This window comes from Microcoleus sp. PH2017_09_SFU_O_A, assembly GCF_020738625.1.
In the GTDB taxonomy this organism is placed as follows: domain Bacteria; phylum Cyanobacteriota; class Cyanobacteriia; order Cyanobacteriales; family Microcoleaceae; genus Microcoleus.
In genome coordinates, this window is sequence record NZ_JAEQCF010000019.1 from 43,985 (window position 1) to 56,221 (window position 12,237).

Sequence of the window (12,237 nt, forward strand, 5' to 3'; positions counted from 1 at the left end):
TGTGCTAATACCAAGTATATTTAAGGTATATCGTGTCAAAATTCATCAACTCTTAGGAATAAAACTATTAAGTTCTTCCACTAGCAGATGCACTGTTGTTGAAGGATTATCACTTTCAGGATTAGGGCGATCGTATTCCATTAAAAGCCGTTTTGCGTGTTTAATCGCATCCTGTTGTTTGTTTTTCAGTTCCTCATAAATCGTTTCACTGTTTTTCTGATACTCGTATCCGAGCAACTTCGTCAACATATTTTGATAATCCTTGCGAGAAATTCCAGTATTATAAAAATGGAAGTGTAGTAAATACCAAAGTTCAAAAGCATCATTGGAGTACGCTACTTTAATGCCGTTATTTTTTGCAAGAGTCATAGCTGCATTAAAATTTTGCGCGTCGTTAGAATTTTTACCGTTAATATCGCGATCGAAGACACACCAAAATCGATCGCTTTCGTCGTATTCTGAGTCATTTTTTAACTCAATAGCTTTTTCTACTAAACTCCTCGTGTTTTTCCCTTCTCCCTTGATATCAAGCTTGATTACCTTTGTGTCTACCGCGAAACTTCTAAAATAGTTGGGTTCTGTTTTTTCACCTTCGCACACGATTAAAAACCATCTTCTATTTTTAACTTTTCTTTTAGAGTAATCAATAGTTCTTCTGGACGAACTTTTTTTAGGCATAGAGTTCACCTAGAAGTTCTTTGAAATTACCAACAAAAGGGATAGCACCATACTTTCCGATGATGTAATCGTGTTCAAATGAGGCATTTTTTCCTACTTTATACTCTACTAAAGAGTACAAATCAGTAGCGCCCTTATTGTCTTTCTCGGTAAACCATATTTGATCTCGGCGAAAAGTCTTGCTGCTAAGCAGATTTGTGTCATGTGTCGTGAATATAAGCTGTGCGTTGTGGGGATTAGTCTCGTTAGAATTGAATAAGCAGATTAATTCACGAGTAATCAACGGATGTAGTCGGGCATCAAGTTCATCTATGAATAAAATCTTTCCTGTCCTCAAAGTATCGAGAAGCAGCCCTGCTAATGCAAACAATTTGTTTGTTCCCTCAGACTCATGCTTTTCAATATCGAATATTTCTATAGCAGTCTGCTTACCGTCAGCATCATATTTCCGATGAACTGTTTTCACGGCTGGTTTGCTTTCAGAAATAGGATATAAACTACCGTAGGAATTACCATATAATGCTGTATTATTGGAAATAATAAATACAGGTTGATTTGTGATTTGGATATCAGCAATACCCAAGTCTAATTTTTTAATGAATTCAATAATATCATGCCTGTGGCGATCGTTCTCAAAAGACTCTAAAGTTTCCTTGCGGTATTGCCTATCTTGCAAGCCTGATATCAATTGCAAAGTTTTACTGAACCACAGCAGGATTTTGCCAGAAAGTTTACCATTAAATTGTGCAACAACAGAAAGAAATAAAGCATTATTTCTAGTTTTATCGCTAATACCTTGCCCTTCCGGGAAATCATCTAATATAAAGCTGTCAAAATCCCGTTCAAAAAGCATTGTTTCTGAATCTTCATCACTTTGAAACAACCACTCAGCAACAACCTGTTCAGAATTAATCTCAAAACCATATCTAAAATTTTTGCCTTCTAGCAAGAAAACTATTTCAAAGAATGATGGCTCTTTTTCTGTCTCTGTGCTTAGCCTGAATGCTTCAATATCGATCGCCTCTGAAACTTGCGTTTCTTTGGATGAGTTAAGGACAAACCACTTCATAAAGTTAACAGCAGCAACAAGATTGCTTTTGCCGCTGGCATTTGCTCCATAAATAGCAGCACTTTTTAGCAATTTTAATCTATGATTGATTTCAAATACATTATTTTCGTCAAGCTCTCGATCGTCCTCCGTAATTGACGAAGCTACCATGCTGAGTGTGACAGTTTCTTTAAAAGATTTGTAGTTGCCGACGCTGAATCCAATCAGCATAACTTGCCTCCGATCGCCTAAATTAGTATAAAGTGCAAATCTTGCAATTTTTTATATAATAACACAACCAGCTACCGCAATTAAGACCAAGGGCTAATCATGCGAATCCTTCAAATTATCCCCTCAATTTCCCTCGTCTACGGCGGCCCGAGTCAAATGGTACTCGGACTTTCTGCCGCCCTCGCTTCCCAAGGTATTGATGTCACAATTATAACTACAGATTCTAACGGAGATATCGGTCAACCTCCCTTAGATGTTCCCTTAAATCAACCAATAAAACAAAACGGTTATCAAATTATTTATTTCCGCTGTTCTCCGTTTCGCAGATATAAGTTTTCTCTGAGTTTATTGCAGTGGTTGAATGAAAATGCGCGGCAATTTGACCTCGCTCACATTCACGCTTTGTTCTCGCCAGTAACTACTTTCGCCGCGACAATTGCCAGAGGGCACAAGTTACCGTATATTATCCGGCCCTGCGGTATGCTTGACCCCGCAGATTTGCAGAAGAAAAAGCTTTTAAAACAGGTTTATGCTACACTTTTAGAACGACCTAATTTAGCAGGTGCGGCAGCAATTCATTTCACTAGCAAGCAAGAAGCTAAAATTTCAGAAAGGTTTGGTTTGGATAGCACAGGCAAGATGCCTGTGCCACAAGATTGTTTACTATTAGATAGCACAGGCAAGATGTCTGTTCCAAAAGATTTGATAATTCCATTGGGGGTGACGGCAGATGCTTACCCTGAAATATTGCCTGATTCGGAAATACCAATCATCTTATTTATGTCGCGAATCGAACCTAAAAAAGGATTAGAATTGCTAATTACGGCACTGGAAAGTATTTTAGAAGATGGTCTAAAATTTAACTTTATTTTAGCAGGTTCTAATCCCCAAGATGCCGATTACGAAGCCAAAATTAAAGTCAAAATAAAAAAATCAATTTTAGAAAGATTTACTACAATAACGGGTTTTGTTAGCGGTGATTCAAAAGCTGAGATGTTGAGAAAAGCTGACTTATTTGTGTTGCCTTCTTATTACGAAAACTTTGGTATTGCCGTAGCAGAAGCGATGGCTGCGGGTGTACCTGTGGTTATTTCCGATCGCGTTTATATCTGGGATGACATTCAGCAAGCGGAGGCTGGGTGGGTGGTGCCTCTGGAGGTAGGGGCGATCGCCCGCGCGATCGAATCAGCCCTCCTCGCACCACAGGAAAGGCAGCGCAGGGGCTTTAACGGGCAAGCTTATGCTAAAAAATATTATAACTGGGAGGCGATCGCCCGAAAAACCATCGAAGCTTACCAGCACATTTTGTCATCTATTAACTAACTCGACTAAAGTTTACCTTTTATTTCTTCTCCGGCGGCGAGTTTTTGTGCTGCTATCAGAATCTGTCGGCGATATTTTTTCATCGCTGCTTTGCAGTAATGTTATTGCTATTTCACCTACAATACTTGTCAACAAAACTCTTTAATCCAGCTTGATATCCTGCTCCTACCGCCTGAAATCTCCACTCTCCATTCTTTCTATACAAACGACCAAATTCTAGAGCCGTTTCTAGTGTAAAACTCTCTGTTAATTCATACCGGACAAGTTCGATTCCGGTATCCAAATTGACAATTTTGATGAAACTATTTCTGATATTCCTAAAACTTGCATTGATTTTATCTGCTTCGTGAATAGTCACAACAAAAGTTATTTCCACAATTTCAGGATTAACTTTTTCTAAGATAATGCCGTAAATAGTCTTATTTTCTTTAGCTGGGTTGTTTTCAGGAATCGATTGCAGTACCGAACCGTCAGAGGATTGCAGATTATTGTAAAAGATAAAAAAATTATCGTCAGGTAATTTGCCGTCCGAACCTAGCATAAATGCAGAGACATCAATGTCGTAGCTTTGTCCTGCCTCCGTTACCTGCCAACCGAGGGCGATCGCCATTTTTTTTAAATCCGGTGCTTCTTGAGAGAGATTAAATCTCTCACCCTTACTTAATTGCATAGCCATCTGCTTATTTGTCAAACATAAAAATTTATCTTATTTATTTTAATAGTAAGTGGGACGAGAAATTTTCGTGTTTAATAAAACTTAATATTTTTATAATATAGTAGTCTTCCCATCATTTGGATAATTTTTGTAGTTGCTCTTAAAGATCCAGGTTGCCCCGATAGATAGGTGGTAGGCACGCACCATCCACTACCGCTACCAATCTTCATCAATCATTTAGGATTGCTATAAATCTTTAATGATCGCAGATATCTTTTTGGCAAGATGTCTATTAAATTTAGGTACGTAGTTGCGATGAAAGCGCTCTTTTTGGATCTCGGAAAGAGCGCTGAAGCGCAACTACGTACCTGCTGCTAAAACTAGCATAATAAAATGCTAACTATTAATTATAGAATAGATTGTTTTTTGCAATAGGTCTAATAGTCTAATTTTAATTTCTCCCTACAAAGGTTCCGGCCTTAAACCAATTATTTCTAGTAAGTAAAAACCGGGTTCGATCGCAAGCCCGGTTTCTATAATTTAACTTAATTTGACATTACTTTTCAGCATTTGCCGAACTAGGTGGGAGGGTAACGAAATTGCCAAAAGCTCCAACCGTTTGATAGCTTTTTTTACCTAGTTGAGTTGTGTAAATGCTGACAACGCCAAAGTTCTGACGTTCCGTTGTATTGTCGAGCAAGTGTTCGATCGAGCCGCGCTGGGAAGTCAGGAAAGTCTCTGCAACGCCACTCAAAGCTTTGGGTACGCGGGAATCATTACGCACGGTGTTTTTAAACTCGGTTTCGAGCACGCCGGAAGCATAAGTTAGGTATTTATCTCTCGGAGGATTTGTAAAGGCCATTCCGGCGACTAGCACGCTGAGGGCGATCGCAATTTTTCCGATATTCCCGAAAAAATTAGAAGTTGGTTTGTGAGTATTCATTGCTTTATCAATAATCATTTTTTTCTTGCCCCGATTGAGTTATAAGCTTATCTAGATTTAAACTACACCTTCTGAGAAACAGATTTCAGAAAAAAGAGGACAGTTTGTAGATTGGAGGCGAGTTGCGAGTGCAGGCTATGGCTTTTGGGGACGATCGCACTCTAATATAATTCCGAGGTAGCGGGATGGGAGATCCGCAGCCTGTCTTCCTTTTACTTTCCTCCCTCCCCCAAATCCGGTAAATTTTCAAAGACTTACGCAAACAGTGGTTGAAGGCGCTAATGACAGCCGCAAGGTACTTGCGGCACATCCTCAACTTATTTTTGCTTAGATTTTTGTTGATCGATCTCCCGCTGCAACTCCTCAATCTGACGGCGCAAAGCCTCCGTCTCGCTGTTAGATGTTTGGGACTTCACATCAACCGCACCCTCAGCTACAGCCCGCTTGTAGTTACCCAGCTTAATTTGCCGGTATTCCTCGGAAGCCGCCCAATCTCGCAAATACCGCAGCCTTTCCACCGGGAAAGGGTGACTCAGCATCACGCCTTGGCCACCGTTGTAAAGTAAAAATTTATACACTTGGTTGAGATTGTCGCGATCGAGTTCTTGATAGTTGTCAGACTGGCGGATAAATTCTTGCAAACTGCATTGATCTGCATATTTACTGCTAACTCCCGCAAGTTTCATCATCGTCTTCATCACATTGTTCAAATCATCCGTCACCAACAAAGCTGCTCTATCTGCCGATAATTCAGCCTTCCGCCGCCACTCATAAAAAGCAAAAATTAAACCACTACCGACAATGTTTCCCAGCCCAAAAGTCATCTCGCCAATTGTTGATGCGATGCTCATCGCCCACATCGCCATTTGATTTAAAGTTGGATGACCGCATTTGATGTGTCCCAACTCGTGAGCCAGGACTACTTTGATTTCTGACTCATCCAGCAAATCTAAAAGACCTGTGTTTAAAACTATATAGGGTTGATTTTTCCCGAGGGCATAGCTGTTAACAGCGGGATTCTGAGACACAAACAAACCCGGTTCTGGAAAAATATCTAAATCCTGCACGCACTCCCGAAATATATGATAAATGCTGGCATATTGGCGCGGGCCGACTTGTATGCTATTTCCCATTAGGTAAACGAACTGCGGTCGTTCGTAGACAAACTCTACAAATTTGCTGGCAATTAAGTCAAATCCAGGTACGCTGCGTAATGCGGCCTCGGCCTGGCGATCGAGGGGATGCTGAAAAGCTTCGCTAGAAATTCCTGTATAAGTAGGCATAGTTGTTGCAAAAGTTACATCTAAAATATCTCAGTGTTGCCGATCGCAGCGGTTGCTACCGGGCGCCTGACTTATCAATCTTATCGCGATAAATCTTCAACTCTTGTGGAACAGGCATCTTGCCTGAGAATGCTGCAAAATGTGAGTTAAAATTGTTTTTATTGTACAGGCGCGATCGACAAGCGTCTTTCGCTGTGTCTGTTAATCAAAAATAGGAACGTGCAAAAATGGCTATCCTGCGACTCGAAAACGGTAGAACCTATACTCAACTGAGCGATATTACCCGCGAACTTGCTCCTTTGAACATTCAACTCAATAGTTGGCCGGTGGGTGACAACCCAGAAATTCGGGAATTGCTGGCTCTCGATGCGATCGACGACAATCAAAAAGAGCAAGTGCTACAAGCCCTCGACGGCTACTTTCAGCAACTCAAGGAAAGCGCAGGCTATCAATCCCGCGACTTAATTGTACTACACCCAGACATTCCAAGCCTCGACACTCTGCTCTCCAAATTCGACAAGTGTCACATTCACGCTGACGATGAAGTCCGCTACATTGTAGCAGGAGAAGGAATTTTCGGTTTTGTGCGTCCCGACGGTAGTCAAGTAGAAGTGACTGTACAGCCCGAAGAATTTATCAACGTACCAGCGAATACGGAACACTGGTTTTATTTGACAGCAGCCCGGAAAGTTAAAGCTGTGCGCTATTTTACCACCACGGTCGGTTGGACACCGGAATATACGGATACTCAAATTCGATCGCAATTAGCTACTGTTTAAATATGCCAGCTAAAGATAAGTTTCACGAACTCGTCAAAACTGCCCTCGAAAATCAGGGTTGGACAATTACCGATGACCCTTATCATATCGATCTCGGATTTGTTGATTTTTATATCGATCTGGGTGCAGAACAGTTATTAGCAGCTACAAAGGATAATGAAAAAATTGCGATTGAAATCAAAACGTTTTTGGCACCATCGACGATTTCAGAGTTTCATACCGCAGTGGGACAATTTATCAACTATCGGATTGCATTAGAATTTGACGATCCAGAGAGAACTCTTTACCTGGCAATTCCATTAGGTATTCACAGAAAATTTTTCAAATACTCATTTATTCAAACGGTAATTGAACGCAATCAAATTCCACTTTTAGTTTACGACACCGAAAAACAGGAGATTTCTGAATGGATAAAGTAAGTTTGTATCGTCAATATATTCAGGAATTGCTAACTGAACGATCTCAGAGGCGATCGCCTCACGATCCAGTTTCCAGCGAGACAATTTTCGATTTAGTCAGCGATCGCTATCAACTGGTTCATGTGGGTTGGAAAGATAGTAACACTCGAATTTATGGCTGCATAATTCATGTAGACATTAAAGATGGGAAAATTTGGGTACAGCATGACGGAACTGAAGAGGCGATCGCCAATCAATTAATAGCACGAGGCGTCCCATCCCAGGAAATTGTGCTAGCCTATCATGCACCTCATGTCCGACAATACACCGAATTTGCAGTTGGTTGATCTGAGATGTTACATCAACAGCAACAGGGAAGATGCCTGTTCCACAAGAAATTTAATCTTTGTGGAACAGGCATCTTGCCTGTTCATAAAAGGCTAATTGACATTGTGCAAAATCTTAGTTAATCCTACCTCAAACTTTGTGCTTTAAAGATTGTAAAATACTCAAAGCAACCGCCTCCGCCACCTTAATCCCATCAATCCCCGCCGACAGAATTCCACCCGCATATCCCGCACCTTCCCCCGCAGGATAAAGCCCTTCAGTATTCAAACTCTGATAATCGTCTTTGCGCTTGATCCGAATTGGTGAAGAAGTGCGCGTTTCCACTCCAGTCAAAACCGCATCATCCATCGCAAATCCTTTAATTTGTTTGTCAAAAGCCGGAAGTGCTTCGCGGATGGCTACGATCGCAAAATCCGGCAAACTTTCGCTCAAATCAGTCATCACAACTCCGGGCGTATAAGAAGGCTGCACAGCGCCTAGGGCGATCGAAGGGCGATTCGCCAAAAAATCTCCCACAAGCTGCCCAGGGGCGTTGTAAGTGCCACCTCCTAACTCAAATGCCCGTTCTTCTAGGCGACGCTGAAACTCAATTCCCGCCAACGGATGACCCGGATAATCTTCCGGCGTGATACCCACCACAATCCCGCTGTTAGCATTGCGTTCGTTGCGAGAATATTGACTCATCCCATTCGTCACAAGTCGCCCCGGTTCCGACGCCGCCGCCACTACCAAACCGCCGGGACACATACAGAAACTGTAGACAGAACGACCATTTGCACAGTGGTGAACCAGTTTGTAATCGGCGGCACCTAAAAGCTTGTGGCCCGCCCGATCGCCAAAACGACAGCGATCGATCGCACTTTGGGGATGTTCCACCCGAAAACCAATCGAAAAAGGCTTAGCCTCAATGTAAACACCGCGCGAGAATAACATCTCAAAAGTATCGCGGGCGCTGTGTCCCACCGCCAGAACTACATAATTACTAGCAATATATTCTCCGCTGGCTGTAGTAATTCCCTGCACTTTGCCATTTTCGATATGAATATCTTCGACACGAGTTTGAAACCGAATCTCACCGCCTAAGGATTCAATTTGGGCGCGAATACTTTGGACAATTCCCACCAATTTAAACGTACCAATATGCGGCTTATTAATATATAAAATTTCCGGTGAAGCACCCGCATTCACAAGTTCTGTCAGCACCTTGCGCCCGTAATGCTGAGGATCTTTAACTTGGCTGTAAAGTTTCCCATCCGAAAAAGTTCCCGCACCGCCTTCGCCAAACTGGGCGTTAGATTCTGGGTTGAATTCAGTTTTTTTCTTCCAAAATCCAAAGGTGTCAGCCGTGCGATCGCGCACAGCTTTGCCACGTTCCAAAAGGATCGGGCGAAACCCCATTTGTGCCAGCATCAGCCCTGCAAACATACCGCACGGCCCCGTACCGATCACAATGGGCCGAACTGTCGTCAAATTGCTGGGGGCTCGGGCTACATAGCGATAACTCGTGTCTGGCGTCACCATGACATGAGGGTCTTTTTTGAAGCGTTGCAGAAGTTCGTTTTCCTGTGTTGTCTCGACATCCACAATATAGACAAGGACGATTTGTGCTTTTTTACGAGCATCGTAGCTGCGCTTAAAGATGGTATAGCTGAGCAATTCTTCGGGGGGAATTTGCAGCTTTTTGACTATGGCGCTGGCGATCGCATCTTCAGGATGATCGAGGGGAAGTTTTATTTCGGTTATTCGTAACATATAGGGCAAAGAAGTTCGGCAACGGATTGGGTAATGGATTTAACTGAGATGTTGTAACATTCTCAAAAACAGGCAAGATGCCTGTTCCACAAAAACTCAATTTTATTGTGGAACGGACCGGAGAGCCCGTAACATTCTCAAAACAGGCAAGATGCCTGTTCCACAAAAACTCAATTTTATTGTGGAACGGGCCGGAGAACCCGTTTCTAAACAGATTTAAACTGTAGATTGCAGAAGCGTTATAATAAACAAAAAATTAAGTTTTGTAAAGACCCTTGACTGCAACATTTACACCAAAAAACAGCCAAACCTGGCACGCTCTCAACCCCCTGTGGGAAGGAGCAGAAGACGCAGTACAGAAGGGTTTACCCCACACCAAGCTAGCACCGGCATGGCAAATACTGCTCCTCGGCGACGGTTCCCCCACCCGTCACCTGCAACTGCTGACAGGGGAACCCACAGAAGTAGATGTGATCGATATGTCCTTAGTGGGTGAGGATGCAGACGGCGCGCCGCCACAAATTGTCGCGGTTCCCGGGCCGCGCCTGCGCCGCCAAGTGTGGCTGCGGACTGCTTCGGGACAGCGCCTCGCCTACGCGACTTCTTGGTGGGAAGCGAGTCACGTAGATGAATATTTGGAAAATAAATCTTTGCCAATTTGGGCAAGTTTAGCGCGCCTGCGGACAGAATTGTATCGCGATGTGCAAGGTATTTATTGCGGTGAGTCGGTGGCTTTGGAGGCTGCTTTTCAAGAGTCGGGGCCTTTTTGGGGGCGACACTATTTGTTTTGGCATCACGGGAAGCCGCTGACGCTGATTTATGAGGTGTTTTCGCCTTATTTGACTAAGTATTTGGGGCCGATGGAGTTGTAATATTGTAGGCGATCGCAGGTGCATCTGGGTTTGTCAAATATATTTGTAGGGGCGAAGCATGACCGCGGTCAATATGAGATTATAACTAATAACTTATCTGCGGTCATGCTTCGCCCTCTTCAAAAACCAAATGCACCGGAGCGTGATGACTTTAGTCCTCGGATAGATGCGGACTAAAGTCCTCACGCTTGGGAGCATCTCAATTTTGCAAAAAGCATTTTTTTTATTATAGTGCGAGCGTCCCCGCTCGCGATTTGTAGCATACGCGAGCGGGGACGCTCGCACTATAAATGCAAAACTGAGATGCTCCCCTCACTACGAACCTGAATGCGGACTAAAGTCCTCACTACGAGCCTGAATGCGGACTGAAGTCCTCACTACGAACCTGAATGCGGACTGAAGTCCTCACTACGAACCTGCAATTTTTCGCCGCAACTTCACTCGCAAACCGTCACGCGGGTGTGGAGTCGGTACTCGGATTAAATTCAAATCTTGATCCGGTAACAAATCCCATTCGCACTCTCGAACCATCCTCGCCGCAAACAGTTTCATCTCTAACCGCGCGAATTCTTTCCCCAAACATTCCCGCAAACCGCCGCCGAAGGGCACGTAACTGAAAGGTTTAGCATTTGTCGATCGCTCCAAACTAAATCGATCGGGGTCAAAGCGATCGGGTTCGGGATAAACTGAGCTATCCTGATGCGTCTGATTGATTTCGTAAAGCACGCTCCAACCCTGGGGAATTTCGTAGCCGCCGAACTCGCAAGCCTGAATTACCTGACGAAAACCGCCTGCCACCGGCGGAACCAACCGCAGCACTTCTCGCATCACCTGCTCCAAATAAGTCATTTGTTTGAGCTGTTCCAAGTCTAGCGGTTCAGTTGCCGAAAACTGCTGTTGTTCCGCGCGAACTTTTGCCATCACATCGGGGTTTTGAGCTAGGAGAAGGCAAAAAGAGGCGATCGCCGAAGTCAAAGTCTCGTGTCCCGCAAACAACAGCAGCAGCACTTGATCTTTCAACTCCTCCAAACTCAAATTGTTTCCGTCATCGTCGCGAGCCGAAATCAGCAAACTCAAAGCATCATTCCCTTCTCCCATATCTTGTTGGCGATCGCGAATAATCTTTTCAAGTTCTGATAACAGTAACTTTCGGCACTTTTTCGCCTTTCCAAACTTAGTCCACGGCACATCTAAAGCAATCGAAAATAAACCCTCGCACCAAGTTTCAAAATAATGTCCCAGCGCCGTCTCCGAACCAGCATCAATCCCAACTAACAACTTACTAGCAACATCAAAAGTATAATTTCTCAGTTCGGGATACCACGCAAACTCGCTCATCTGCGTCCATCTTTCCAAGTAGCGCCCAGTGATATCTTCCATCCCGCCGATGTAGCCCGCCAGAGCTCGCGGTTGAAACGCTTGGTACAGCAGCTTGCGCCGATTTTGATGTTCCGAACCCGTTTGCAGCGCCAAGGAAAGCGGCCCTAAAAGCGCTTTCATGCTCGGAGGCCAACTCATAACAAAATATTGATTTTCATGGCTTAAAACAAACAAATTCGCCTCTGAGCCGGACACAAACACGGTAGGCTGTCCGAAGATGCTGGTTTTGAAAATTGGCCCGTACTGCTGGTGTCGTTTTTTGGCGAATTGGGAATCTTGCAAAAAGTTGAGGGTATCGCCAATTAGCGGTAAACTGAAAGTGCCTGGAGGTAATGCCATTTTAGATTTTAGATTTCAGATTTTAGATTGTTCATATCATATTAACTGAATTTACGCAACTGTATAAAGGTACGTTGTTGCGCTTCAGCGCTTTTATACATATGAAAGAGCGGGTGCATCTGGCGCAAGGAAGAGGGCGAAGCATGATCGCATATAAGTTATTAGTTATCATCTCATATTCACCGAGGTCATGCTATAGCCCATACGG

General features: G+C 43.5%; 12 protein-coding genes. 5 read left to right on the forward strand and 7 right to left on the reverse strand.

The annotated features are described in order from the left end of the window. Positions 1-45: 45 nt before the first annotated feature. Positions 46-678 (reverse strand): RloB family protein, encoded by a 633-nt coding sequence (locus tag JGK16_RS09925; RefSeq protein WP_293182618.1) that lies wholly within the window; start codon positions 676-678, stop codon positions 46-48. Beyond that, a complete protein-coding gene (locus tag JGK16_RS09930) occupies positions 671-1,957 on the reverse strand; it encodes an ATP-binding protein (protein WP_293182616.1) in 1,287 nt (428 codons plus the stop codon). Before JGK16_RS09930 ends, JGK16_RS09925 begins: the two co-directional genes overlap by 8 nt. A gap of 99 nt (positions 1,958-2,056) precedes the next feature. On the opposite strand from JGK16_RS09930, the gene hpsP reads away from it, so the two are divergent. Continuing rightward, positions 2,057-3,280: a hormogonium polysaccharide biosynthesis glycosyltransferase HpsP gene (hpsP, locus tag JGK16_RS09935; RefSeq protein ID WP_293190416.1), complete on the forward strand. Its 1,224-nt coding sequence runs from the start codon at positions 2,057-2,059 to the stop codon at positions 3,278-3,280. Between the two features lie 112 nt (positions 3,281-3,392). Here hpsP and JGK16_RS09940 read toward each other — a convergent pair whose 3' ends face one another. The 3 genes from JGK16_RS09940 to JGK16_RS09950 all read right to left on the reverse strand — a co-directional run bounded on the left by JGK16_RS09940 (position 3,393) and on the right by JGK16_RS09950 (position 6,161). After that, entirely contained in the window at positions 3,393-3,950 is a 558-nt protein-coding gene (locus JGK16_RS09940) for a TerD family protein (RefSeq protein ID WP_293182612.1), read from the reverse strand. 541 nt (positions 3,951-4,491) lie between these two features. Then, positions 4,492-4,896 carry a DUF4359 domain-containing protein gene (locus JGK16_RS09945; RefSeq protein ID WP_293190418.1) on the reverse strand — a complete coding sequence of 135 codons (405 nt, stop codon included), beginning with the start codon at positions 4,894-4,896 and terminating at the stop codon, positions 4,492-4,494. A 299-nt stretch (positions 4,897-5,195) separates the two neighbouring features. Then, a complete protein-coding gene (locus JGK16_RS09950) occupies positions 5,196-6,161 on the reverse strand; it encodes a M48 family metallopeptidase (RefSeq protein WP_293182610.1) in 966 nt (321 codons plus the stop codon). A gap of 227 nt (positions 6,162-6,388) precedes the next feature. On the opposite strand from JGK16_RS09950, the gene JGK16_RS09955 reads away from it, so the two are divergent. From JGK16_RS09955 to JGK16_RS09965, 3 genes are read left to right on the forward strand one after another with little or no spacing between them, the layout of a single operon-like run. After that, positions 6,389-6,940 (forward strand): cupin domain-containing protein, encoded by a 552-nt coding sequence (locus tag JGK16_RS09955; RefSeq protein WP_293182608.1) that lies wholly within the window; start codon positions 6,389-6,391, stop codon positions 6,938-6,940. Positions 6,941-6,942: 2 nt separating this feature from the next. Further along, entirely contained in the window at positions 6,943-7,359 is a 417-nt protein-coding gene (locus JGK16_RS09960) for a XisH family protein (protein WP_293182606.1), read from the forward strand. Then, the gene (locus JGK16_RS09965; RefSeq protein WP_293182604.1) at positions 7,347-7,685 is read left to right on the forward strand and encodes a XisI protein; all 339 of its coding nucleotides are present in this window, start codon (positions 7,347-7,349) and stop codon (positions 7,683-7,685) included. The genes JGK16_RS09960 and JGK16_RS09965 overlap by 13 nt, the downstream gene beginning before the upstream one ends. 130 nt (positions 7,686-7,815) lie before the next feature. On the opposite strand, the gene JGK16_RS09970 is transcribed toward JGK16_RS09965, so the two are convergent. Beyond that, the gene (locus JGK16_RS09970) at positions 7,816-9,438 is read right to left on the reverse strand and encodes an NAD(P)/FAD-dependent oxidoreductase (protein WP_293190419.1); all 1,623 of its coding nucleotides are present in this window, start codon (positions 9,436-9,438) and stop codon (positions 7,816-7,818) included. A gap of 275 nt (positions 9,439-9,713) precedes the next feature. On the opposite strand from JGK16_RS09970, the gene JGK16_RS09975 reads away from it, so the two are divergent. Beyond that, the gene (locus tag JGK16_RS09975) at positions 9,714-10,310 is read left to right on the forward strand and encodes a chorismate lyase (protein WP_293190420.1); all 597 of its coding nucleotides are present in this window, start codon (positions 9,714-9,716) and stop codon (positions 10,308-10,310) included. Between the two features lie 408 nt (positions 10,311-10,718). Here JGK16_RS09975 and JGK16_RS09980 read toward each other — a convergent pair whose 3' ends face one another. Beyond that, positions 10,719-12,029, reverse strand: coding sequence for a cytochrome P450 (locus JGK16_RS09980; protein WP_293190421.1), 1,311 nt, complete (start codon positions 12,027-12,029; stop codon positions 10,719-10,721). Positions 12,030-12,237 lie beyond the last annotated feature (208 nt).

What these genes read in the sequence shown, in the direction of transcription:
- JGK16_RS09970 (WP_293190419.1), bottom strand. Translation starts at nt 9,438, where the DNA reads ATGTTACGAATAACCGAAATAAAACTTCCCCTCGATCATCCTGAAGAT.
- JGK16_RS09945 (WP_293190418.1), bottom strand. Translation starts at nt 4,896, where the DNA reads ATGATTATTGATAAAGCAATGAATACTCACAAACCAACTTCTAATTTT.
- JGK16_RS09980 (WP_293190421.1), bottom strand. Translation starts at nt 12,029, where the DNA reads ATGGCATTACCTCCAGGCACTTTCAGTTTACCGCTAATTGGCGATACC.
- JGK16_RS09950 (WP_293182610.1), bottom strand. Translation starts at nt 6,161, where the DNA reads ATGCCTACTTATACAGGAATTTCTAGCGAAGCTTTTCAGCATCCCCTC.
- JGK16_RS09955 (WP_293182608.1), top strand. Translation starts at nt 6,389, where the DNA reads ATGGCTATCCTGCGACTCGAAAACGGTAGAACCTATACTCAACTGAGC.
- JGK16_RS09965 (WP_293182604.1), top strand. Translation starts at nt 7,347, where the DNA reads ATGGATAAAGTAAGTTTGTATCGTCAATATATTCAGGAATTGCTAACT.
- JGK16_RS09925 (WP_293182618.1), bottom strand. Translation starts at nt 678, where the DNA reads ATGCCTAAAAAAAGTTCGTCCAGAAGAACTATTGATTACTCTAAAAGA.
- hpsP (WP_293190416.1), top strand. Translation starts at nt 2,057, where the DNA reads ATGCGAATCCTTCAAATTATCCCCTCAATTTCCCTCGTCTACGGCGGC.
- JGK16_RS09930 (WP_293182616.1), bottom strand. Translation starts at nt 1,957, where the DNA reads ATGCTGATTGGATTCAGCGTCGGCAACTACAAATCTTTTAAAGAAACT.
- JGK16_RS09960 (WP_293182606.1), top strand. Translation starts at nt 6,943, where the DNA reads ATGCCAGCTAAAGATAAGTTTCACGAACTCGTCAAAACTGCCCTCGAA.
- JGK16_RS09940 (WP_293182612.1), bottom strand. Translation starts at nt 3,950, where the DNA reads ATGCAATTAAGTAAGGGTGAGAGATTTAATCTCTCTCAAGAAGCACCG.